General features: G+C 61.6%; 16 protein-coding genes and 2 pseudogenes. 17 read left to right on the top strand and 1 reads right to left on the bottom strand.

Annotated features, from left to right (window positions below; genetic code table 11):
• The first annotated feature begins 9 nt into the window (after nucleotides 1-9).
• From LK440_RS06870 to LK440_RS06790, 17 genes and pseudogenes are all read left to right on the top strand, one after another.
• Nucleotides 10-2,072: pseudogene (locus LK440_RS06870) on the top strand (site-specific recombinase).
• 70 nt (nucleotides 2,073-2,142) lie between these two features.
• On the top strand, nucleotides 2,143-3,840 hold the full coding sequence (locus tag LK440_RS06865) for an MFS transporter (protein ID WP_005014011.1): 1,698 nt from the start codon (nucleotides 2,143-2,145) through the stop codon (nucleotides 3,838-3,840).
• Nucleotides 3,841-4,224: 384 nt separating this feature from the next.
• A protein-coding gene (locus tag LK440_RS06860; protein ID WP_101557886.1) for an IS3 family transposase occupies nucleotides 4,225-5,345 on the top strand; the annotation gives its coding sequence in 2 pieces (ribosomal slippage) (nucleotides 4,225-4,477 and nucleotides 4,477-5,345; 1,122 coding nt in all).
• A gap of 32 nt (nucleotides 5,346-5,377) precedes the next feature.
• Complete coding sequence (locus tag LK440_RS06855) at nucleotides 5,378-5,692, top strand: hypothetical protein (RefSeq protein ID WP_005014012.1); 315 nt, start codon at nucleotides 5,378-5,380, stop codon at nucleotides 5,690-5,692.
• A gap of 101 nt (nucleotides 5,693-5,793) precedes the next feature.
• Nucleotides 5,794-7,482 (top strand): aspartate:alanine exchanger family transporter, encoded by a 1,689-nt coding sequence (locus LK440_RS06850; protein WP_005014013.1) that lies wholly within the window; start codon nucleotides 5,794-5,796, stop codon nucleotides 7,480-7,482.
• A gap of 79 nt (nucleotides 7,483-7,561) precedes the next feature.
• A complete protein-coding gene (locus LK440_RS06845; RefSeq protein ID WP_005014014.1) occupies nucleotides 7,562-7,939 on the top strand; it encodes a DUF488 domain-containing protein in 378 nt (125 codons plus the stop codon).
• Nucleotides 7,940-8,075: 136 nt separating this feature from the next.
• On the top strand, nucleotides 8,076-8,801 hold the full coding sequence (locus tag LK440_RS06840) for a FadR/GntR family transcriptional regulator (protein WP_005014015.1): 726 nt from the start codon (nucleotides 8,076-8,078) through the stop codon (nucleotides 8,799-8,801).
• 132 nt (nucleotides 8,802-8,933) lie between these two features.
• Nucleotides 8,934-9,920 (top strand): TRAP transporter substrate-binding protein, encoded by a 987-nt coding sequence (locus LK440_RS06835; RefSeq protein WP_005014016.1) that lies wholly within the window; start codon nucleotides 8,934-8,936, stop codon nucleotides 9,918-9,920.
• 2 nt (nucleotides 9,921-9,922) lie between these two features.
• Nucleotides 9,923-10,396, top strand: a complete 474-nt coding sequence (locus tag LK440_RS06830; protein ID WP_005014017.1) for a TRAP transporter small permease — start codon at nucleotides 9,923-9,925, stop codon at nucleotides 10,394-10,396.
• Between the two features lie 4 nt (nucleotides 10,397-10,400).
• Nucleotides 10,401-11,684 (top strand): TRAP transporter large permease, encoded by a 1,284-nt coding sequence (locus LK440_RS06825; protein WP_005014018.1) that lies wholly within the window; start codon nucleotides 10,401-10,403, stop codon nucleotides 11,682-11,684.
• The gene (locus LK440_RS06820) at nucleotides 11,681-12,571 is read left to right on the top strand and encodes an HpcH/HpaI aldolase/citrate lyase family protein (protein WP_005014019.1); all 891 of its coding nucleotides are present in this window, start codon (nucleotides 11,681-11,683) and stop codon (nucleotides 12,569-12,571) included. The genes LK440_RS06825 and LK440_RS06820 overlap by 4 nt, the downstream gene beginning before the upstream one ends.
• Nucleotides 12,568-14,265: a thiamine pyrophosphate-binding protein gene (locus LK440_RS06815; RefSeq protein WP_005014020.1), complete on the top strand. Its 1,698-nt coding sequence runs from the start codon at nucleotides 12,568-12,570 to the stop codon at nucleotides 14,263-14,265. Before LK440_RS06820 ends, LK440_RS06815 begins: the two co-directional genes overlap by 4 nt.
• Nucleotides 14,266-14,289: 24 nt before the next feature.
• Nucleotides 14,290-15,531 (top strand): annotated as a pseudogene (locus tag LK440_RS06810) (allantoate amidohydrolase).
• A 61-nt stretch (nucleotides 15,532-15,592) separates the two neighbouring features.
• On the top strand, nucleotides 15,593-17,089 hold the full coding sequence (locus LK440_RS06805; protein WP_026087878.1) for an aldehyde dehydrogenase: 1,497 nt from the start codon (nucleotides 15,593-15,595) through the stop codon (nucleotides 17,087-17,089).
• A 72-nt stretch (nucleotides 17,090-17,161) separates the two neighbouring features.
• Nucleotides 17,162-17,680 (top strand): hypothetical protein, encoded by a 519-nt coding sequence (locus LK440_RS06800; protein ID WP_005014022.1) that lies wholly within the window; start codon nucleotides 17,162-17,164, stop codon nucleotides 17,678-17,680.
• 73 nt (nucleotides 17,681-17,753) lie between these two features.
• The gene (gene asd / locus LK440_RS06795) at nucleotides 17,754-18,644 is read left to right on the top strand and encodes an archaetidylserine decarboxylase (RefSeq protein ID WP_005014024.1); all 891 of its coding nucleotides are present in this window, start codon (nucleotides 17,754-17,756) and stop codon (nucleotides 18,642-18,644) included.
• A 114-nt stretch (nucleotides 18,645-18,758) separates the two neighbouring features.
• Nucleotides 18,759-19,955: an alpha-hydroxy acid oxidase gene (locus tag LK440_RS06790; RefSeq protein WP_005014025.1), complete on the top strand. Its 1,197-nt coding sequence runs from the start codon at nucleotides 18,759-18,761 to the stop codon at nucleotides 19,953-19,955.
• Between the two features lie 34 nt (nucleotides 19,956-19,989).
• Here LK440_RS06790 and LK440_RS06785 read toward each other — a convergent pair whose 3' ends face one another.
• Complete coding sequence (locus LK440_RS06785; protein ID WP_005014026.1) at nucleotides 19,990-20,703, bottom strand: MetQ/NlpA family ABC transporter substrate-binding protein; 714 nt, start codon at nucleotides 20,701-20,703, stop codon at nucleotides 19,990-19,992.
• Between the last annotated feature and the right edge of the window lie 157 nt (nucleotides 20,704-20,860).

The following is a 20,860-nucleotide window of genomic DNA, read 5'->3' as shown; positions in this document are numbered from 1 at the left end:
GTGAATACGATGTTGCGACTCTGGCAACGCTGGAAGGCGTCCCGTACTGCCGGCCATCAACTGGATAGCCTGCTGGCCGCCGCAAGGCCCGACGCCGACCTGGTCGAGCGCAATCTTTGGGTCATCGAGCTTGCGCTCTGGATCCGGCGCGCCCGAGCCGCGCCGGCCGGCGCCAGCGGGAGCCACCCGCAACTGGCGCGACTGCGATATCTCCTCCATGTGCTAGACCGCCAACCGGAGACGCGGGAGCGGTTTGCGCAGACGCTGCGTTCAGTGGTTGCCGACAACGATCCACTTTCGCTGTTCTGTGATACTGGCGTGGCATCCCAGCCCGGCTTCTGGGGCGAGATGGTCGAGCGCGTGCAGGCGCGCTATCTCCCGCTGCCGCCCAATCGCAGCGACATGTTTGCAATTTTCTCGCTGGTATTTACGAGCGAAGATGATGCCGACTGGCTGCGCGCCATCGACGAAGACACGCTGGAGCGCCTGCGCGACCTGTTGCAGGTCCCGGACAGCCGCCGCGATCCGGCGCTGGGCATGGACGCGGATCGCCTGCCCGGCTTCGAGCAAGCCCTGGTCAATAGCTCGTCAGCCAGGTTCGCGCCACCGGTCTGAGCCACTCGATCCGTTCACGCCTGCCAGGAGCCGTGACGGAGACGCCCTTTTTCAAGTTGACCGAGGCGTGTGCGCAGCTTAGCAACCCGACCATCTGGCGCATGCCTGACGTCTTTGCGCAGTCGCTGGCTTACTTCAGGGCTCTTCTGGATGAGTGTCGCCTGCAGGCCCGCAACGTCTATGCCGAGCTTGAGGTCAACGGTGTGTCAGTGGAGGTGGTGTTTCAGATCGAGCGCATGAAATCCCGCTTGCGGCGCATCGAGTTGTTGCTCGGGGTGTGGGTGGATCCTACGCAGAAGCACAAGCACTTGCACCTGATGGCCGAGTTGATCCAGTCCACCCAGGCGCTACGCAGCGTCCGGCACCTGGCCGCCTCTTCGTTCGCCCACCTTGCCCGACGTGTCATGGAGCGCACGGCGCAAACCGGCGAACACTACATTGCGCGCGACGGCCGCGAGTACCGTGAGATGATCAAGGCGGCATTGGGCGGAGGACTGATCACGGCGGCCACCGTCTATATCAAGCTGGCCATCTACGGACTGCATGCCGGCCGCTTTATGGAAGGAATGCTGGCGTCATTGAACTACGCCAGCAGCTTCTTGGTCATCCATTTTGCGCACTTCACGTTGGCGACCAAGCAGCCAGCGATGACCGGGCCGGCCCTGGCTCACCGTCTGGATGACACCGGCACGGCGCAGGGCCGCCAGGCGTTTGTCGACGATACCCTGGCGATGATCCGCTCAAATGCCGCGGCCATTTTTGGCAACCTTGCTGCAGTGTTTCCCGTGGCGTTGGCTGTCCAATGGGTGGCCGTCAAGATCTTCAACCACCCACTGCTCTCCCCGGAAAAAGCACAGCAAACCATCGACTCGTTCTCGATCTGGGGTTTGACGCCCCTGTTTGCGATCGCCACCGGCGTCTTGCTGTGGCTATCGAGCCTGGTCGCCGGCTGGGCCGACAATTGGTTTGCCCTGCATCGCGTCCACGACGCCATGGTCTACAACCGCCGGCTGCGGTATGCCTTGGGAGAGCGCGGGGCTCAACGGTGGGCCGCGTTCTGGCAACGCAATATCTCGGGCATTGCCGGTAACGTCTCGCTGGGCTTGCTGCTCGGCCTGGGTCCGGAATTGGTCGGTTTCTTCGGCCCGCAGGTCGAGGTCAGGCACGTCACGCTCAGTACCGGCTCCATGGGCGCGGCCATTGGCGTGCTGGGCTGGGATGTGGCGCAGACCCCAGCATTCTGGCAAGCGGTGGCAGGCATTGCGGCCATGGGCGTACTGAATGTGGCGGTGAGCTTCGCGCTATCGTTTAATCTCGCCTTGCGCTCCCGTGCCCTCAAACGCAGCGATCGCCGCGAGATCAGCGCAGCCGTGCGCCACGCCATCCTGCGTTCGCCCGGGTCTCTGATCTGGCCTCCCCGCCCGCGTAACGTGGCCGCCGCAGGGGGGCCGACTTGACAGCCTGATGTGCATCGGGGGACTCTCATGCTTTCGGTGGCACAGCTGCCCTGGCTGGAGACTTTCCTCGATGTTGCAAGCGCCGTCCGGACAGAACGACCTGCCGCCGGGCACCACGCCCGATACCGAAAGCGTATCGGCAAGCGTGCTCGCCCCTCTGCGCCGATCCGCGTTTCGCACGATCTGGATCGCCAATCTGTTTGCCAACCTTGGCATATGGGCACAATCGGTCGCGGCAGCCTGGATCGTCACCACCGAGCAGAGCAGCCCAGTACTGGTAGCGATGATTCAGGTGGCTGCCGCCCTCCCCCTGGTTGTGCTATCGATTCTGACCGGCGTCATCGCGGACAACTACGACCGCCGTAAGGTAATGCTGGTGGGGATGACCATGGAGCTGATCATAGGTCTGGTCATCACTACCCTGGCCTTTCTGGGCATGCTGCATCCGCTTAGCCTCATCGTCGCGGTGTTCTTTATGTCGGTGGGCAGCGCCATCGTCACCCCGGCGTGGCAGGCCGCCGTCGGCGAGCAGGTGCCCAAGCCCGAGGTGAGCCGGGCAATATTGCTCAATTCGGTCAACTTCAATGTCGCCCGCGCACTGGGCCCGGCCCTGGGTGGTCTGTTGCTGGGCCTGTTCGGCGCACCCTGGGTTTTTCTATTTAACTGCGTCTGCTATGCCTCGCTTATCTGGGCCATCTGGATCTGGCGCCGGGAGCTGCCAAAGCGATCTCTGCCCCCGGAGCGCATCCTCGAGGGCGTTGTTGCGGCGTGGCGCTTTACGGAGTTTTCCAGCGTCACGCGGCAGGTCATGCTGCGTTCATTCAGTTTCGGGATCTCAGCCAGCGCACTCTGGGCCTTGTTACCGCTGCTCGCCCACGACCATACCTCGGGTAGCGCGTCACTGTATGGATACATGCTCGGCGCGCTGGGTCTGGGCGCCATCGGCGGCAGTGTATGGATAAGTGCGGCGCAACGTCGTCTGGGTACGGGGCGATTGATCAGCGCCGGCGCGCTGTTGATGGCGGCAAGTCTGTTGTTATTGGGAACCGTAGACAGCCTGGTGCTGGTTTTCCCCGCTTTGCTGGTGGCGGGCAGTTGCTGGATCGCCGTGCTGGCCACCTACAACACCTCTATCCAGGTGCTGGTACCAGACTGGGTCAAGGCCCGGGCATTGGCGCTGTATCAGATGTCGATGTTTGGTGGACTGGCACTGGGCGCCTTCACCTGGGGGCACTTCGCCGAAACACTGGGCGTCAAGGGCAGCCTGGCAGCCGCCGGTATCACCTTGACCCTTACCGCCTTGTTGTTTTTCCGGTCGCGCCTGCCCAGTCTGAACGATACGCAGGACCTGGCCGCATGGCCGTCAGCGTCGCAACCGCCCTCTCAACAGGATTTCAATCCGCAACGTGGCGCCATCATTATCCAGGTGCATTATCAGATAGAAGCGAGCGGCCAGTCAGGATTTCTAAGCAGCCTTAGAGCCTTGCGCCGCATGCGCATGCGAAATGGCGCCGATCAATGGCAAGTGTTTCGCGATTTGAATCACCTTGCTTTGTGGACCGAGGTTTTTGTTGTAGATAACTGGTTTCAGTATCTGCGCATGATGGATCGCATGACGCTCGCCGATAAAATAGTCCTTGAAGCGGTACAGGCGTTTCACACTGGGCCGCAGCCTCCGCAGGTGACGCAGGCGGTGAGCTATCTTGCCATTCGCAGCCGCGTCGAGGTTAATGATCCTCCTCAGCAGGATTTACGTGCTGGCACGTAAGCAATTTCAGACGCTAATGAGATTGCAGCCCAGTTGTGATAAGTTTCTTCCTCAGGCATCATTAATAAATCAGTACATCAATGCGCCTTGCACTGTAAAAAACAGCTGCACCGCAAGCAGGCAATAGACGTCGGGACCCGCTGGTCGCCATGACGGCCACGGTCAACATAAATCTGCATTTATGTGAGTATCACCCTATGAAAGTCGAAATGCTGGTCTGCTTGCCGCCCACCTCCTGGGCGTTTCCTATCTCCTGTACGAATTAAACAGCGCCAGGGCTTGCCCCTGGTGCTGGACGTCCGCTTGCGCGGACATGATCCGGGATGACCTGCTCCCCGTGATTAGTACGAAATCGATGTAGAGTCCGTTCCCAAAGGAATGGCAATGAAGAAACGATTTACGGAAGAGCAAATCATCGGCGTGCTCAAGGAAGCCGATGCAGGTGCCAAGCCCGCAGAGTTGTGCCGCAAGCACGGAATCTCCGAGGCAACGTACTACAACTGGAAGGCGAAGTTCGGTGGCATGACGGTGTCGGACGCTCAGAGGCTCAAGGAGCTGGAGCAGGAGAACAACAAGCTCAAGAAGCTGTTGGCCGAGTCGATGCTGGACAAGGCGGCGCTTCAGGATCTGCTAAGCCGAAAGTAGTCAGCCCGCAGGCCAAACGCGAGGCGGTCAGGACATTAATGACCGAGCGCAGCATGGGTGTTACCCGGGCCTGTGGGCTGGTAGGAATTTCGCGGTCGCTGTTTGCCTACGAGAGCACACGCTCAGGCGATGCTGCGCTGACCGAGCGCATGAAAGAGATGGCAGTGGCGAAACGACGCTACGGCTATCGGAGGATCCATGTGCTCTTACGTCGCGAAGGCTGGCAAGCAAATCACAAGCGAATCTGGCGGCTGTACAGTCTGGCAGGGTTAAGCGTGCGAAAACGAAAGCGTAAGCGAATCGCGGCGACCGAGCGCGTGGTTCGCCCAGCGGCAATCGCGCCGAATCAGAGTTGGTCAATGGACTTTGTGGCCGACGGCCTAGCCTATGGCCGCCGATTCCGCTGTTTGACTATCGTCGATGACTACACTCGCGAATGCCTGGCCATCGAGGTCGATACGTCGTTGCCGGGACTGCGTGTTGCCATGGTGCTGCAACGGCTGGCGGAGATGCGTGGCCTGCCGCGATCTATTACCGTGGACAACGGGCCAGAGTTCGCCGGAAGAGCCTTGGACGCCTGGGCCTACCAAGCAGGCGTAAAGCTGTCGTTTATTCGGCCGGGTAAGCCGGTGGAGAACGCTTATATCGAAAGTTTCAACGGCAAGTTCCGCGACGAATGCCTTAACGAGCACTGGTTCTTGTCCCTGCGACAGGCTAAAAGCTTGATCGAAAACTGGCGAGTCGAGTACAACACCGATCGGCCTCACAGCGCGCTCGGATATTTAACGCCGGCGCAATTCGTGCAGGCTCATCAGAAAGAAGGTCTTTTACCCCTGGGCTCTATGTCGGTGCCGTACTAAATCTGGGGGCAGGTCACGGCTACTTCACCATCATGAACGACACCCAGCGTATCCCGGTCGTGGCCGTGACGCTGGACAAAAAAGTGACGAAGTTCAGCGAGTTCGACGTGTCGAACAAAGTCCGCGAAAAGGGTTGGGTCCTGTCTGCCTACCAGATGCCGGCCAACGCTGAATCGGTCAACAGTCTGCGCGTGGTGGTGCGTCCGCACATCAATCACAACGTATCGATGAAGTTGGCTGACGACATCATCAATGCGTGCAAGTGGCTCGAGCAACACGGCGGCACCGCCACCCCGCCAGCGCTGCACGGTCACCCGGACGAGAAGACCACCCCGGCCAAGTGCTGAGGTTCATGGCTCTAATCGCGTAACCCACAGCGCGCACCCTGACTTTCAAGGTGCGCGCTGTTGCAGTCTGGTGCTATCTGGAGCGCAACATGCACTCAGCAATGCAATTCCTTGCGGACAATCCGTATATCTTGCTCTTCCTTACCATCGGTTTATCCGTGTGGGTGGGCAAGTTCAGCTTCAAGGGCTACGGGCTGGGATCCGTGGCCGCGGCCATCGTGGTGGGGTGTTTACTGGCCACGCTGGGTTCGAGCTTCGGCGTGAAGTTCCACCTCGATGACTTCGCCAAGTCCCTGCTTTATTACCTGTTCATGTACGGCGTTGGCCTGCGCGTCGGCCCATCTTTTGTCAACGCGCTGAACAAGGATTCGATCAACTACGCCATCCTGGCCATCATCGCGCCCGTGCTGGGCCTGGTCATCGTGGTGTTCGGCGTCAACTTCTTGGATCTGCCGCAAGGCGCAGCGGGTGGAATACTGGCCGGATCGCAAACGATGTCGGCAGCCATCGGCTCGGCCGAACAGGCGATTTCTTCCGGATCGCTGGCGATCAAGGATGGCATGACCAAAGAGCAGGTCGACGCCATGATCGCGCTGTCATACGGGATTACGTATATCTGGGGCACGGTGGGCATCATCTTGCTGTGCAAGTATCTGCCGCGCATCTGGGGCGTGGATGCCAAGAAGGCGGCCTTGGAGTTCGAAGCCGAACACGGGGTGCCCAATGTGGACGATGCCGGCATCACGGCCTTTCACCCTTTCGATGTTCGGGCCTACCGGGTCGTTAACGATCTCCCCGTTGGAAAGAGCATCAAGGAGTTCCGGATTAAATTCCCGGAGTATCAGGTCATCAATGTGGAGCGTGGCGGCCAGCTGCTTGGTGCCGACGGGGCGATCGTGCTGCAAAAGGACGACGTTGTCGCGCTGGGGGGCAACCTGCTGTCCATGACCGAGAACATGGGCATCATCGGACCGGAGGTTCCCGATGCCAAGGCGCTGAACATCCCGCTGGATCAGGCCGAAATCCTCGTGATGAACAAAGAGATCATGGGTATCCCGCTCAAGGATTTCCGCAGCCATCCCTTGGCTGGTCAGATTCAGTTGCAGCGTATCGAGCGTGGTGGCGTGCCGATTCCGATGGGTCTGGAAACCAAATTGCAAAGACGGGACGTGCTGTTCGTCACCGGGCTGCAAGTGGCAGTGGACAAGGCAGGCCAGATCTTTGGCGTGATTGCCCGCCACAGTTCGGCGACCGACCTGCTGACATTGTCCGCCGGCATGATCCTGGGCTTTCTCATCGGCCTGATTGAGGTGCCCGCTTTCGGTGCCGCGGTCGGTCTGGGCAACGCCGGCGGGCTGCTACTTTCGGGCATCATCGTCTCCTCGATCTCGTCGCGTCTGCGCTTCTTCAGCAACACGCCGAATGCGGCACGCAACATCCTCGAGGACCTCGGGCTGATCGGCTTTGTCTCGATCGTCGGGATCAATGCCGGCGCGGAACTGCTCAGCCAGCTCACCGGCACCATTGCCCTGAAGATCTTTGCGGTGGGCTTTCTGGCGTCGACCATCCCGGCCATCATTGTGTGGGCGATCGGCTTTCACATCATGAAGATCAACCCGGCCTTGCTGATGGGCGCCACCGCCGGAGCGCGCAGCCACTCCGGACCTGCGCGTGAAGCCGCTAAAGAAGTGGGTTCCAGCGTACCCTGGCTGGGCTTCCCAGTAGGCTACGCCGTCTCGGGTGTACTGCTGACAGTGTTTGGATATTTCGCCATGATGATGGCTAAATGACGTGACCCGCCCGGCGCCCGGGTGGGTTTACGACGGGGCGGACGCGATGCGATCCGCCCTTTTTTGGCGGGAGGCTGCCATGCATAAACCGAATGAGATTGTCCTGAAACGCGCCTACGACCCTGTCGGCACGGACGACGGCTATCGCGCGCTGGTCGACGGACTGTGGCCCAGGGGATGTTCCAAGGCATCACTGAAACTGGACGAATGGGCCAAATTGCTTGCCCCGACTCAGGCCACGCGTAAGGCTTACGGGCACGACCCGCCATTATGGGAGACGTTTCGCCATGATTATGGTCGAGAGCTGGCCCAATCGGCGCAGCAAGAGCGTATGCGCGCGCTGCTGACAGCTGCTGCAGGGCGCCGCCTGACGCTGGTCTATGCGGCGCATGACGGCTTGCACAGTAATGCAGAAGTCCTGCACGAAGCACTGTTGCGCATGGTCAAGTCGTCATAAACGGCCCCCGGGGGCTGCCGCCGTGCGCACGCGCATAGTGGTTTTCCCTGAAGCCTGTCGTTGTGCATTTTTTTATGCCTAGCAGTCCGGTATAATTCAGCGGCCTGACCACTCGGCCACCGGATATCTCGACAGCATGGCTACTTTCCAAGCAGTTGCATCAACCCGCCTTTATCGAATGATCGCCGATCAAATCGCCAGCCGTATACGGGCGGGCGATTTTGCGTGTGGTGCTCGCCTGCCCGCCGAGCGCGATCTGGCCGAGCAGTTGCAAGTCAGCCGTGCTTCCGTGCGTGAGGCGCTGATTGCACTGGAAATCGAAGGCTACGTGGAGGTGCGCGTAGGGACAGGGGTTTTTGTCTGCGCTGCTCGAGAGGATGGGCAATATGACCCGTCCCAAGCGCTTTCACAAGGCGGCGAGCGTACCGACATCGGCCCGTTTGACTTGTTGGAAACCCGTCTGCTGCTGGAGCCGGAGTGCGCAGCGCTGTCGGCCCAGAAGGCCTCGGCGGCGCAGATCGCCGCCATCCGCAATGCGCACGAGGCGATGTCCTTGACCGACAGCCCGAGCGTGCACGATCAGGCTTTCCACGGAGCCATTGCCGCGGCCTGCGGTAATGCCGCCCTGGCTGCGGCCATCTCACATATCTGGCATCTGAGCACGATCAGCCCGGTGTTCAGTCGTCTGGAAACTCATTTTGTGACCACCCGGGTCTGGAGCGCTGCGCGCGACGAGCACGAGCGCATTCTTCAGGCCATCACCGACAGGGATCCGATACGCGCGCGCCACGCGATGCATGAGCATCTGGTCGGCATCCTTGCCCGCTTGCGCGAAGACTTCGGTAGCGGGCCCATCCGATGACGACTTAAATCGTCTTCCGCTTCTTTCTTACTGCCACAGGTGCCCATACCGGCGCCAGGGGCCCGCTTGCGCCGGCGGTTCCGGCCTTCCCGGCCCCTCGCGGGGCCCACAACAACATTCCAAGGTGAAACCATGCAGCTAAATCGTATTTTCCGCTCCCTTATCATCGGCGCGGGCCTGAGTCTGGCACTCGCGCCGGCCGCCCACGCGCTGGATGTCAAACTCGGCCACGTGCTCGCGCCCAGCCATAGCTGGAACAAGGCGGCCGAAGGCTTTGCCGCCGAGGTCAAGGAAAAAACTGGCGGGCGTGTCAACTTCATTCTTTTCCCAAGCGGCCAACTGGGCAATGAAAAGACCATGCTCGAAGGGCTGCAGATCGGCAGCCAGGGCGCGGCCATCATCGGCTCGGGCTCATTGCAGCCTATCGAACCCAAGTTCGGCGTTGTAGAGCTGCCGTATACCTGGAATACCGCCGCGCAGGCCTACCGCGCCTATGACGGCGAACTGGGCGCTGCGCTGTCGAAGCTGGCAGAGAAGAAAAATCTGGTCATTCTGTCGTGGTGGGAAAACGGCTTTCGGCACATGACCAACAACCGCGGTCCGATCACCACGCCGGCGGATCTCAGTGGCCTGAAGACGCGCGTCACACCGGACAAGATGCGCCTGGACACGTTCAGTGCTCTGGGTGCCAACCCGGCTCCCCTGGCCTTCGGGGAGCTCTACTCCGCATTGCAACAGAAAGTCTTCGACGCGCAGGAAAATCCGCTGTCCATCATTTACACCTCATCTTTCTTTGAAGTGCAAAAGCACCTCTCCCTGACCGGCCACGTCTGGGGGCCCGCCAACCTGATCATCTCCAAACCGGTCTGGAGCCGGATGTCCGCCGACGATCGTAAGGTGATCCAAGAGGCCGCCGACCATTGGCGCGATCAGCAGCGCAAGATGATCACCGACGGCGAAGCGCACTATATCGCCCAGCTCAAGGAAAAAGGCATGCAGGTCAATGATGTCGACAAGGCTGCGTTTGCCGCCGCGGTCGAGCCTGTCTGGAAGACGTACTCCGTCACCTACGGTCCTGAGCTGATGGGTCTGGTCCAGAAGTATCGCGAGGCGAAATAAACATGCTCCAGCGACTGTCCGTCATCCTGTCGGGCATCAGCAAGGCCATCGCCGCATTGGCGGTGGCCTTACTGGCGATCCTGATCAGTTATGTAGTGTTTGCGCGCTTTGTCACGCACACCACGCCGCATTGGGCCGAAGAACTCCCGCGTCTGGTGCTGGTCTGGTCTGCCTTCATCGGAGGCGTGACCTGCAGCTTCGAACGCTCTCACCTGATGGCAGGCCTGCTGCCGTTCGTCGTACGCAGCCCGCGCGTACTCGGATTTTTCGAGCGTCTGAACCAGGTCCTGGTCATCGTGGGTCTGATCGTGCTCGGCTATGCCGGGTGGGAACTGGCAGACCTGACCATGGACCAGACCCTGCCCGCGCTCGATGTATCGGCGGGTGTCGTCTATCTCGCCCTGCCGTTTGCCTGCGCGCTAACCATCGTCGTGCATCTGGCGCAATTGTTCGAGCCCGCGCCCGTAAAGGAATAACAAGATGTCTACCGGTGCCCTCTTTCTCATGGGCGTTTTCACGTTGACCGTGCTGATCGACATGCCGATCGCCTTCGGTCTGGTGCTCGCCTGCCTGGCCTATCTGACCGTCTACGATGCCGCGCCCATGATGGTCGCGGCCCAACAGTATGTCGCAGGTCTGGACAGCTTCACGCTGCTGGCCATTCCGCTTTTCATCCTGGCGGCGCAATTAATGAACGGCGCGGGACTGACCCAGCGCATCGTGCGCTTGTGCGCTGCCATTGTCGGGGACATCAAAGGAGGCCTGGCCGTGGTGGCGGTGCTGGCCTGCCTGATGTTCGGTGCGCTGTCGGGATCGGGCGTGGCCGACGTGGTTGCCATCGGCAGCCTGCTGCTGCCGGCCATGGCCCGCAGCGGCTACGACAAGGGCTTCAGTTGCGCGCTGGTCGGCAGTGCCGGCGCCACGTCCACCATCATTCCGCCCAGCATCGTGCTCATCATCTACGGCACGATTACCGACACCTCCGTCGGCAAGCTCTTTGTCGCCGGCATCATCCCCGGCCTGTTGCTGGGACTATCGCTGATCGGCGTGGCCATCTGGCAATCGCGCAAGCACAATTGGGCCGGCGGGCAACCGTTTAGCTGGGATGAACTGCGCGCGGCCCTGGTCGATGCCATCCCGGCACTGATGGTGCCCGTGCTCATCATTGGCGGTATCCGGTTCGGAATCTTCACCGCCACCGAAGCGGCCTCCAGCGCCATCATCTATGCCTTGCTTATCGGTTTTTTCTGGTACCGCCCTCTGACGGTGAAGTCATTGTGGGAGAGCCTGAAATCCACCGGAGAAGGCAGCGCCTCGATTCTGCTCATCATCGGCGCATCGGGCCTGTTCGCCTGGGTGCTGATTGCCGAGCAAGTGCCGCAGGCCCTGTCTCAACTGTTGGTCGATTGGACGGACAGCCGGGTCGCCGTACTGCTGGTGCTCACTGTCGTCCTGCTGGCGCTTGGCACCTTCATGGAAGCCATTCCCGTCATCATCATTGTTGCTCCGGTCGTCATGCCGGTGCTTGCGCACTACAACATCGACCCCGTGCATTTCGGCATCCTGCTGTCCATCAACATGGCCATCGGTGCCAACACGCCTCCAGTAGGCGTGGACCTGATGGCCGCCTGCAAGATCGGAGGCATCAACATGATGCAGACCTTGCGGCCGCTGTCGTGGATGATGCTCGCCATGACGGCCGTCATGTTGTTGCTGACGTTCGTTCCCGAACTGGTTCTATTCTTGCCTAGGCATATGCAATGACGCGCCGTCCCATTTCCCTTCGCCGCAGCTGGATGTTTGTGCCGGGACTCGACGTCCGGGCGCAGATGTCGGGCCTGGAGTGCGGCGCCGACGCCCTGGTGGCCGATCTGGAAGAGTTCACGCGGCCCCAGGACCGGCCGCAAGCCCGCCTGCGCCTCGTCACACTGATGCAAGAGTGCCGCGATCGACAGGTGGTGGCCGCCGTGCGCATCAACAAGCTCGATGCCGATGGCCTGGCCGATCTGGATGGGGTGATGGCTGGCGCTCCCGATGCCATCTTTCTGCCCCATGCCGAGAGCCCCGAGCAAATTGCCGAGCTCGACGCCGCCATTTCCGCTCGCGAGCAGGCGCTGGGCCTACCTTTAGGACGCACGGAGATCGTCCCGACCCTGGAATCCGCGCTAGGTCTGGTGCGCGCTTACGCCATCATGACGGCAAGCGCGCGCGTATCGGCCTGCCTGCTGGCGGCCGAAGACCTCAGCGCCAGCCTCGGCGCCGAGCGTGGTCCCGACGGGCAGGAGCTGCATGCCGTACGTGCGCGCTTTCTGGTTGATTGCACCGCGGCGGGGTGTCTGCCGATCGACTGCCCTTTCAACTTCCGCGATGCGGCCAGCCTGCACGCGGATCTGCGCTGGGCGCGCCGCCTCGGGCTGAAGTCAAAATGCGCCACCTTTGCCGAGCAAGTTCAGCATATCCACGAGGTTTTCACGCCCCAACCCCTGGAGATTGCCCAGGCGCAAGAATGCGTGACTCAGCGCGACGCTGACCTGGCGGCCGGTGTGCCCAGCACCATTGATCCCCCCGTCTACAACACGGCGCGACGCCTGCTTGCGCGTCACGCCGAATTCGAACAATGGGCTAAAGCGGCTCAAGGAGTACCGACATGAATCAGACACTGGCCGAACGCAACGGGGGTCAGATCCTGATGCAGCAGTTGCGCATTCATGGTGCGCGGCGTATTTTCATGATCCCTGGCGAGAGCTACCTCCCCTGCATAGACGCGCTCAACGAGCACAGAGACGCCATCGAGCCCATCGTCTGCCGCCAGGAAAGCGGCGCGGCCTACATGGCCGAGGCCTACGGCAAGCTGACGGGCGAACCCGGCATCTGCTTCGTGACGCGGGGCCCGGGAGCCACTAACGCCAGCATTGGGGTGCATACGGCGTTTCAGGACTCCACCCCCATGATTTTGTTCGTGGGCCAGGTCGGCAACGACTTCTACGAGCGTGAAGCTTTTCAGGAAATCGACTATCGCCGCATGTTCGGTCAGATGGCCAAGTGGGTCGCTCAGATCGACCGCACTGACCGTATTCCTGAATTCATCGCCCGAGCTTACGCCGTCGCCACCAGCGGCCGGCCCGGGCCGGTCGTGCTGGCGCTGCCCGAAGATACGCTCTGGGGTCGTGCCGCCGTGGCGGACATGCCGCGCTACCAGCGCAGCCATAGCCATCCCGGGGCGGGCGACCTGGCCCGCATGACAGCCTTGCTCGATGCGGCCGAACGCCCCTTTCTGTTGTTGGGTGGTTCGGGCTGGACGAGTACCGCGATGGCACAGATCGCCGACTTCGCGCAGCGTTTCGAGCTTCCCGTGGGTACGGCCTGGCGCCGCCTCGAATGTTTCGATCAAAACCATGCCAATGCGGCGGGTCACGTCGGCTGGGGCATGACGCCTGCCCTGCGCGAGCGGCTGCTTCAAGCCGACCTCATACTCGCGGTCGGTACGCGAATGGGCGAGGCCACCACTGAGGGCTATACGGCCATCGAAAGCCCTCTGCCCAAGCAGAAGCTGATCCATGTCTATCCCGATGCCACGGAACTCGGGCGTGTCTTTGCCCCGACGCAAGCTATCGTCGCGGACGTGGCAAGCTTTGCGCAAGCCGCATCGCAGTTGCACCCAGGTCATCCGCGTTCGCGCGCCCATCTCGTTACCCAGGCCCGACAGGAGTATCTGGACAGCACCCTCCCCTTGCCCTCACCCGGCCCCATGAGCCTGGACGAGGCGGCAGTGAGCGTCGGAACCCGCATTCCGACCGATGCCTGCATTACCGTCGGCGCGGGAAACTACGCACTCTATCCGCACCGCTATCGTCGTTACTGCGGCCCGGGCACCAGTCTGGCTCCCACGGTCGGCTCCATGGGCTATGGGCTGCCTGCCGCCATCTCGGCCAAGTTGGAGCGCCCCGACCGCACTGTGGTCTGTTACGCCGGCGATGGCTGCTTTCAGATGAATATGCAGGAGCTCGGGGTAGCGTTGCAGTACCGCCTCGGCATTGTGGTGTTGGTCTTCAACAATGGCATGTGGGGTACGATCCGCGCCCACCAGGAGCGGGATTTTCCAGCACGCACGGTCGCGCTGACCTTTCAGAACCCCGATTTCACGCAGGTCATCCGAGGCTATGGCGGTTACGGTGAAGCCGTCGAGCGTAGCGAAGACTTCGCGCAGGCATTCGACAGGGCGTTGGCGTTTGCGGATCGCGAACATCTGCCGGCCCTGTTGGAGATTCGCTATGACCCCGATGGCATCGCGCCGGGTCAAACCTTGAGCGCAATACGCCAGACCGCACTCGCACGCCAGCAGTAACCCCTATTTGACAGGAGTCGCACGATGAACACCTCTATCTCTGTCAACGGCAATCGCCTTTGGCAATCGCTCATGGAACTGGCCCAGATCGGCGCCACGCCCAAGGGCGGCAATTGCCGCCTGGCGCTCACGGCACTGGATGGCCAGGGGCGTGATCTGGTCACCGGTTGGATGCGCGAGGCCGGACTCGGCATCCGTGTCGACCAGGTTGGAAACATCTTTGCGCGCCGCCCCGGTCTGGACGACACGCTGGCCCCGATCATGACCGGCAGCCACATCGACACGCAACCGACGGGCGGAAAATTCGACGGCTGCTATGGCGTGTTGGCCGGCCTGGAAGTCATGCGGACGCTCAACGACCACGCCGTGCAGACGCGGGCACCGCTAGAGGTGGCCATCTGAACCAATGAGGAGGGCTCGCGATTTCTTCCCGTGATGATGGGTTCGGGCGTGTTCGCGGGCAAGTTTTCCCTGGAGACGGCGCTGTCTGCACGCGATGCCGGCGGCACGTCCGTTGCGCAAGAGCTGCGTGCCATTGGATATGCCGGCGACGACCCTGTTGGCGGGCGGCCGGTGGGCGCGTACTTCGAAGCACATATCGAACAGGGACCCATCCTCGAACATGAGAGCAAGACCGTCGGCGTGGTCACCGGGTCTTTGGGGGTGCGCTGGTATGACGTCACGATAACCGGCATGGAAATGCACGCCGGTCCGACGCCTATGGCTATACGGAAAGATGCCCTGTATGCCGCCAGCTTTCTCGTGCAGGCGGTGGTCGAGCTCGCACGGGCCAACGCCCCGCATGGCCGAGGAACGGTCGGAGAGATCCATGCCCATCCTGGCTCGCGCAACGTCATCCCCGGGCAGGTACGCATGACCGTGGATCTGCGTCATCAGGACGAGGCGACGCTGGCCAACATGGACAGGCAGTGGCTTGCTCGCGCGGCTCAAGTGGCCCGCGAGCACGCGGTGGAAATCGATGTACGGCAGGTGCAGTACTTCCCTCCTACGCCCTTCGATCCCGAACTGGTCGGCTGGATACGCGAGGCGGCCCAGCAACGCGATCTGCCGGCGATGGACATCGTTACAGGCGCCGGGCACGATGCCGTGTACATGGCCAGTGTCACACCTACCGCCATGATTTTCGTGCCGTGCAAAGACGGCATCAGCCATAACGAGATCGAAGACGCCAAACCTGCTGATCTGGAGGCCGGCGCCAACGTGCTGCTCGACGCCATGCTGGCGCGTGCCAATACGCAGCCCTGAACCTCTCTGTGCTTCGGCGCCGTACGCGGCGCCAAGTTCGCTACTTGCACCGCCCAACATGATGAATCTGCATGACACTGCCTACTGGCACGCGCGCGCGGCCAGCCTGACTATCTCCGGCCAAGCCTATATCGATGGCTCCTATTGCAATGCCGCCGACGGGGCGACGTTTGCCGCACACAGCCCCATAGATGGCAGGCTGTTGGCCAACATAGCAGCCTGTGGCCAAGCCGATGTCGATCGGGCGGTCGCCGCAGCGCGCCGCAGCTTCGAGGCTGGCGTGTGGGCGAATCTGGCGCCGCGCGAGCGCAAGGCCCGCCTGCTTAGGTTGGCAGCCCTGATCGAGCAGGACAGCGAAACACTTGCATTGCTCGAAACCCTGGACATGGGCAAACCCATCCGCGATGCGCTTAGTTTTGACCTGCCTGAGACCGCCCGCTGCTACGCCTGGTATGGCGAGGCGATCGACAAACAGTACGATGAGATTGCGCCAACCGGCCCCGATGTCTTGGCTACGATCACGCGCGAGCCTCTTGGCGTGGTGGCTGCCGTGGTGCCCTGGAATTACCCACTGATGATGGCGGCATGGAAGCTCGCTCCCGCTCTTGCCGCGGGCAATTCAGTTGTCCTGAAGCCGGCCGAACAAGCCTCGCTTTCCGCCTTGCGCCTGGCCGGCTTGACCGAAGAGGAAGGGATTCCGCCGGGGGTCTTCAACGTCGTGCCGGGACTGGGTCCAGTCGCGGGGCAAGCGCTGGGTCGCCATGACGACGTCGATTGCCTGGCGTTCACCGGATCCACGGCAACCGGCAAGCGCTTTATGGAGTATGCAGGACAGTCCAACCTCAAGCGCGTCTGGTTGGAGTGTGGAGGCAAGTCGCCTCACATCGTCTTTGACGATTGCCCGGATCTGCCGCGCGCTGCCGAAGTCGCCGCATTGGCCATTTTCTCCAACCAGGGAGAAGTCTGCATTGCCGGCTCGCGCCTTTATGTGCAGGCCGGCATCTATGACCGTTTCATGAGTCTGCTGGCAGGCTATGCTTGCCGCCTGCAACCAGGCGACCCCTTGAACCCGGACACTCCCATGGGCGCAATCGTGGATGAACGCCAGATGCAGGGCATCCTGGCACGCATCGACGCCGGATGCGCTGAGGGCGCAACGCTGCGGCAGGGCGGCAGGCAGGTGCGGCACGATACGGGCGGCTATTACATCGAGCCTACGATCGTCGAGTGCACCGATCAGGCCAACTCCCTGGTGCGCGAAGAAGTATTCGGTCCGGTGCTCGCTGTACAGCGGTTCACGGATGAAGATGAAGCCATTCGGCTGGCGAACGACTCCGCCTATGGCCTGGGCGCAGGGCTTTGGACGGCTGCGTTGTCGCGCGCCCACCGCCTGTCGCGGCGCCTGCGAGCCGGCCTAGTCTGGGTGAACTGTTACGCGGATGGCGACATTTCCGTCCCATTTGGCGGCGTTAAACAGTCAGGCTTTGGCCGCGACAAATCGCTGCATGCGCTGGATAAATACACAGATCTGAAAACCACCTGGATCAGCCTGCGCTGACTAAGCTCGCGTTGTCTTGACTGCTGACCTGCGCGGGTAAAATCCCGCGCTTTCCCATTCTGGAGTCCCGCGATGGCGGACGCGCCCCGTTTACCGACGATATTCCTGTACACCGAAGAGCAACTCGGCAATCAGCTCGTGGAATCCGAGGTGATGGGCATACTTTCCGACATTTCAGGTACAGAGAAATACGTCGTCGTCCGTGACCCGAACGCAGGCTTGCAGTATGTCTATCGGGTGGACTATGACAGCGGTAATCTGGACGCTGTGGCGATGCTCGATGTGGGGCAGGATCAATTTGATGGCCGGCACCGCACCGCGATCAGCGCCATGGCGTATCGCCTTGGCACCCCTGATGCAGCAATGAAACTGCTGCGCGGCAAAACACATTGGATTCAGGACAACGGGGCAGTATTGTCGGTGCTGCTGCAAAACGCCGCCTCCCGTGCCGCGGGTTTTAGCCTGCGCCGGATCCACCGTCCGCGCGTTCAGCAGATCCCGGCGGGCACGGCGGTTCAACGCTTGCCCCGCCCGGCCGACGATCAAGCCGTGCCGGCCTCTTGGCTGGCCGAACATGGTGGCGAGCGCTGAGGCCTGCCAGACGTTACACTTCAGCCTTGTTTTGACCTGCCTGCCCAACCGGGGCCGGTCATCCAGGCTATTCATGTCGATCAAAGACCAGATTTTCCTCGCCAGCCAGTATCTCGCGCCTCATCATCTCGTGTCGCGCGCCATGGGCGTGCTGGCCGACAGCCGCGCACCCGAAATCAAGAACGCCATGATTTCGCGTTTCGTGCGGCGCTATCAGGTCGACATGAGTCAAGCCCTGATCGAGGATCCGCGCGCCTACGCCAGCTTCAATGAGTTTTTCACCCGCGCCTTGAAGCCGGACGCCCGTCCGCTCGATGATGACCCACACACTATCGTCTCGCCCGCGGACGGTGCCATCAGTCAGCTGGGTCCGATCCAGGCGGGGCGGATTTTTCAGGCGAAGGGGCATAGCTTCGGCCTGTCGGCCTTGCTGGGTGGTGACGACCAGCGCGCCGCTCCTTTCGAGGGCGGAGATTTCGCCACCATTTACCTCTCGCCCAAGGACTATCATCGCGTCCACATGCCGGTAACGGGCACCTTGCGCGAAATGATCCACATACCCGGCAGGCTGTTTTCGGTCAACCCGCTCACTGCCAGTCATGTGCCGGAGTTGTTTGCCCGCAATGAGCGCGTCGCGTGCATTTTCGATACCGAGCACGGCCCCATGGCGCTGGTCCTCGTCGGTGCCATGATCGTGGCTTCCATCGAAACCGTCTGGGCCGGGTTGGTCACACCCCACAAACGGCAAGTACGCAGCATGCGTTACGACGCCTTGGGCCGTGAACCCATCACATTGACCCGAGGTGCGGAGATGGGCCGTTTCAAATTGGGGTCTACCGTCGTCGTGCTCTTTGGCCCGCGTCGTATCCGTTGGTTGGACACCCCCTCGGTAAGAGGGCCGATACGCATGGGCGAAACCCTGGCGTTGCCCGCCCGTGACAGTGCCGACGTTATTGCCATTTGATTTGACTCGTTTCACCAAAGCGAAAATCTCTTTACTGATTTCTTCGCTTTCCGGGGGATGCCGGCCCTGCTAGATTGCCGGATTCGGCGCGCACCGCGCCCATCCGGAGTTTCCATGCCAACGTCCCGCGCCTTGAAGTCTGTTCTTTCGCTGGATGACTTCGAAGAGGCTGCGCGCCGCCGCTTGCCACGGCCGATATTTGGTTATATTGCCGGCGCAGCCGAGACCAATCTCTCGCGCGATGATAATCGCCAAGCCTTTTCTGAATTGGGTTTCGTGCCTCGGGTGCTGCGGCAGGTCGCCGGCCGCGACCAGAGCGTCGAACTGTTCGGGCAGCCCTACGCTGCGCCTTTCGGGATCGCGCCCATGGGAATCAGTGCCCTGTCGGCCTATCGCGGTGACATCGTGCTGGCGCGAGCCGCCCACCAGGCAGGCATCGCCGCCATCATGAGCGCCACGTCACTCATACGCCTTGAAGAGGTAGCGGCGGCCGCGCCTGGCACGTGGTTTCAGGCCTATCTGCCGGGCGACGTCGAGCGTATCGATGCCCTAGTCGATCGCGTGGCGGCGGCCGGCTTTCGGCAATTGGTGTTAACCGTAGATATTCCGGTATCGGCTAATCGCGAAAACAATGTGCGCACCGGCTTTTCGACCCCGCTCAAACCCAGCTTGAGGCTGGCATGGGAAGGGATCAGGCATCCGCGCTGGACGGTGGGCGTCTTTCTGCGCACCCTGGCGCGACATGGCATGCCGCACTTCGAAAACTCTTTCGCCACCCGTGGCGCGCCCATCATGTCAGCCAGTGTGCTGCGCGACTTCAGCGCACGCGACCACCTCAACTGGGAACACGTTGCCCGGATCCGGGCCCGATGGCAGGGGCAGCTGATCATCAAAGGAATCATGCATCCCGCCGACGCTGCCCTGGCGCGCGAGCATGGTGCAGATGGCATCATCGTCTCCAACCACGGAGGCCGCCAGCTTGACGGGGCCGTCTCGCCACTGCGCGTGCTGCCCCAAGTGGCCCGCGCGGCCGGCGACATGGTCGTCATGATGGACAGCGGCATTCGCCGGGGCACCGATGTCCTCAAAGCCCTCGCGTTAGGCGCGCACTTCGTTTTTGTCGGCCGGCCCTTCAACTATGCTGCGGCGGTCGGCGCACAGGCTGGCGTCGAGCACGCCATCGGGCTGCTGCGCGATGAGGTCGACCGCGATATGGCCATGCTGGGCATCGTCTCGCCCACTGAAATGAGCACCGACCTTCTCGCGGTGCGTGCGGCACCAGGGCTGCTCACTCCCACGGGAAACGGATAAGGTCGCCGTACAGCCGCTTGAGCGTCGCCTTGACCTAGGGCGATTGTTGATAGATATCGATAAAGCGCAACAGGCGCGGATCCTGCGTTTTTTCCGGGGTGGTCACCCAGCGGATGGCGTAACGCTTGATGGTGTCCGGTTCGGTATTGTCGAACGCCAGGCCGTCCTTCTCGTCGATCCCGGCGTGCTTGGCGAACGTCGTATAGGTCACCGACGCGGTGACGTCATCGAAGGTGCGTGCCGATTGTGAGCCTTCGACCTGCACCAGACGAATACCGCGCGGATTGGCAACGATATCCTGCAAGGTGGCGCGGTGGCCTACGCCGGGCTTGAGGCCGATGAGCCCAATGCGCTCAAGAAGCAGCAGCGCGCGACCGGTATTTACCGGGTCGTTAGGAACCGCAATGGTTGCGCCCTGAGGAGTTTCGTCGCCCCGTTTGAGTTTCTTCGAGAAGAGCCCGATGGTGGTCGAATAGCCATAATCGATAGCCTTGAGATGGGTGCCGCGGCTCTGATTGAAGAGCTGCAGAAAAGGCTCGTGCTGGAAGAAATTCGCGTCAATGGAACCATCAGCCACGGCAATGTTTGGCAGCACCCAATCGCTGAACTCGACGAGCTTGATGTCCAACCCTTGTGCGGCCGCCTGTCGAATGGCGATTTCAGTCGCTTCATTGGCCACACTGGCGATGACGCCTATGCGCAGAGGTTGAGGCGGCGCAGCGGCCGCCGACCCTGCCAGCGCCAACATGGCAAGTCCGATTATCCAGGCCCGTAAACCGCCTCTAGTGTTCTTGCTCATGGTTGCTTCTGCCCCAAAACGCGCCACCCCGTGGCCAATGGCCGAATTGTGCCCCAAGCCCGGGCAGGCTTGTGTCTTTCCCCTGGCGTCTCTGAGGAAATGCTAT

Source organism: Bordetella holmesii, assembly GCF_020735985.1.
Lineage (GTDB): Bacteria > Pseudomonadota > Gammaproteobacteria > Burkholderiales > Burkholderiaceae_B > Bordetella > Bordetella holmesii.
The sequence above is the reverse complement of the archived record's forward strand: the minus strand, read 5'-3'. Positions and strand labels throughout refer to the sequence as shown.